Raw genomic sequence first — 2,655 nt, forward strand, 5'->3', positions numbered from 1 at the left:
CCCGGCCGCCCGATCTTTTTAGGGGGGCGAACCACGCCCCTCCACGCCCCCGCCCCCCCGCCCCCCCAAACCACAGCGCGGGAAGAAGTCGGCCGGGCCGACTTCTCGCGCAAACCTCATCAGGTCAGCACGACCGGCGTGCCCGTCAGGTCCACGCCCGCCTGGCGGAGTTCGCCGAGGGCGGTGACCGTGGTCTCGGTGGCCACGCCCGCCGTGTAGTCCAGCAGCACCCTGGCCGCGAACCCGGCCTTCACGGCGTCCAGCGCCGTCGCCTTCACGCAGTGGTCGGTGGCGATCCCGACCACGTCCACCGCGTCCACGCCCTGGCCGCGCAGCCAGTCGGCGAGCCGGGTGCCGTCCGCCGCGAAGCCCTCGAACCCGCTCTTGGACGCCGAGTGCGCGCCCTTGAAGAACACCTCGTCCACCGCGCCCGCGTCGACGGCGGGCGCGAAGGACGGGTGGAACTCGCCGCCCTCGCTGCCGACCACGCAGTGCACCGGGAAGGACTCCCGGAAGTCCGGCCGCGCTGAGAAGTGCGGGCCCGGGTCGATGTGGTGGTCCCGGGTCGCGACCACCCGCGCCCAGCCCTCCCGCTCCGGGCCCTGGACCAACTCGGCGATCGCCCGGGCCCGGTCGGCGCCCCCGCCGACCGGAACGCTCCCTCCCTCACAGAAGTCCTTCTGCACATCCACCACGATCAGCGCGCGAGCCATCGACCGGCCTTTCCTCGGGGGTACGGATTTCGCGGCCAGCTTGACGCCTTCGAGGTGCGTGGACGAAGCAACCCGGGCTGGCGTTCACCCGGACGGGCCTGGCGCGGCGATCAGCACACCCCGGCAGCACCACCAAGGCCCGCAGCGGAGCGTTCGAGGGAGTCGGTCAGCCACAGGTAGGACAGGCCGACCGTGACCGGATCCCCACCTGCCTCGGCCACGAGCCGCCAGTAGCGGCGCATCCGCGGGTCCCGGTCCACAGCCACGTAAGCCAGCAGGCGGCCTCGGAACTTCGGGGTGTCGCGGTCGCCTCGGACGGAGGCGTGGGCCGCGACGAACCGGTCGAGTGCGGGGCCCACCCGGGGCGGCTCACCCGCCCGTACCAGGGGCTGGGCCAGCGCGCACGCCTCGCCGATCCCGCTCACCAGCTCGTCCTCGTCGGCGATCAGTGCGGCGCCGGCCCGCGCCCTGGCCAGCAGGCCTCGGCTCAGTTCCCGGTCCCCGGCCAGGGCGAACAGCTCGGCGAACGCGACCACCTGCGGCGGGGTCGGGTCGGCGGGCGGCTCGGGTACGGCGATCGCCACGAACGCGGTGAGCATCGCCTCCGACACCGGGGCGACCATCGCACGTCTCCAGAAGTCGATCAGCGCGTCCCGGGCGGCTCCCCCGCCCTCCATGGCCGCCAGCAGCTCCAGCCTGGCGGCCCGGTCGGCCGGTCCGGCCTCCTCGACCGCGCGCAGCGAGGCCCGCCGCCAGGCCAGGTCCGCGAGCCGCACGTCGAGCGCGGCCCGCTCGGCGGCGACGACCTCGGCCACGGAGCGTTCGCCGGCGAGCACCTGCCTGATCGAGGGCAGCCCGAGCCCGAGCCTGCGCAGCCGTCGGACCAGGCCGAGCCGCTCCACGGCCATCTGGTCGAACCTGCGGTGCCCGCCCGTGCTGCGCACCGAGTCGACGATGCCCTCGTCGCAGTAGTAGCGGATGGTGCGCACCGGCACGCCGGTCAGCCGGGCCAGCTCGCCGATCCCCAACGTCTCATCGAGCAAAGGCACTTGAACCTCCACCGGACTGGAGTTCCTACCGTATCCAGGTAACCCCGAGAGAGGAGCATGGCGATGACGTCGACGTTGGACACCGCACGGCTCATGGAGGGACTGCGGGAGCAGAGCGCGAAGACAGGCCGAGCGGTCGCCGGAAGGGACCCGGACACCCGGGTGCCCACCTGCCCGCAGTGGCCACTGCGCACCCTCGTCGGGCACCTCGGCCAGGAGCACCGCTGGGCGGCCGAACTCGTCCGTACGCGCGAGCAGTTGCCCGTCCCCGACCCGTGGCAGGCCGACCCCGGCGCCCCGGACGGGTGGGCCCGGTGGCTGCGCGAGGGCGCGGAGGACCTGGTCCGCGCGGTCCAGGAGACCGGCGCGGACACCGAGTTGCCCACGTTCTTCGGGCCACGGCCGGCGGCGTTCTGGCTCCGCAGGCAGCTGAGCGACACCTGCGTCCATCACTACGACGCGGCGTCGGCGACGGGCACCGCGTTCGAGATCGCCGACGACCTCGCGGCCGACGTGATCAGCGAGAACCTGGACCTGCTGTGCACGCCGGCCTTCGAGTCGGTCAGGCCGGCGGCGGCCGGGCTGCGCGGCCGGGGCGAGCGGGTCGGGTTCCGGCCGAGGTCCGGGGAGGGCTGGGTGATCACCAGGGCACCCGAGGCGCTGCGGTGGGAGCGCGGGCCGGTCGAGGCCGACGTGGTGGTGTCGGGCGCGGTGGTGGATCTCATGCTGGTGCTCTCCCGCCGCCTCCCGCCGCAGGACGACCGGGTGGCGGTGACGGGCGACCGCGCCTTGCTGGACCACTGGTTGACCCACACAGCGTTCTAACCGCCAGAGTTGCGGGGGTTATGGGCCGCGCCCCCGAGACGGCCGGGGGCGGGGCGGGGCGCGCGCGC

3 protein-coding genes are annotated in these 2,655 nt (G+C 74.2%); 1 reads left to right on the top strand and 2 read right to left on the bottom strand.

The window, feature by feature from the left end; translation table 11 throughout:
• Positions 1 to 119 precede the first annotated feature (119 nt).
• Both ACFV6D_RS35560 and ACFV6D_RS35565 read right to left on the bottom strand, forming a co-directional pair.
• Positions 120 to 713, bottom strand: coding sequence for an isochorismatase family protein (locus tag ACFV6D_RS35560; protein WP_380562884.1), 594 nt, complete (start codon positions 711 to 713; stop codon positions 120 to 122).
• Positions 714 to 823: 110 nt separating this feature from the next.
• A complete protein-coding gene (locus ACFV6D_RS35565; protein ID WP_380562885.1) occupies positions 824 to 1,762 on the bottom strand; it encodes a MerR family transcriptional regulator in 939 nt (312 codons plus the stop codon).
• A gap of 63 nt (positions 1,763 to 1,825) precedes the next feature.
• Here ACFV6D_RS35565 and ACFV6D_RS35570 point away from each other — a divergent pair, with 63 nt between their 5' ends.
• Positions 1,826 to 2,587 carry a maleylpyruvate isomerase family mycothiol-dependent enzyme gene (locus ACFV6D_RS35570; protein ID WP_380562887.1) on the top strand — a complete coding sequence of 254 codons (762 nt, stop codon included), beginning with the start codon at positions 1,826 to 1,828 and terminating at the stop codon, positions 2,585 to 2,587.
• Positions 2,588 to 2,655: the final 68 nt, after the last annotated feature.

This window comes from Kitasatospora sp. NPDC059812, from assembly GCF_042732075.1.
Lineage (GTDB): Bacteria > Actinomycetota > Actinomycetes > Streptomycetales > Streptomycetaceae > Kitasatospora.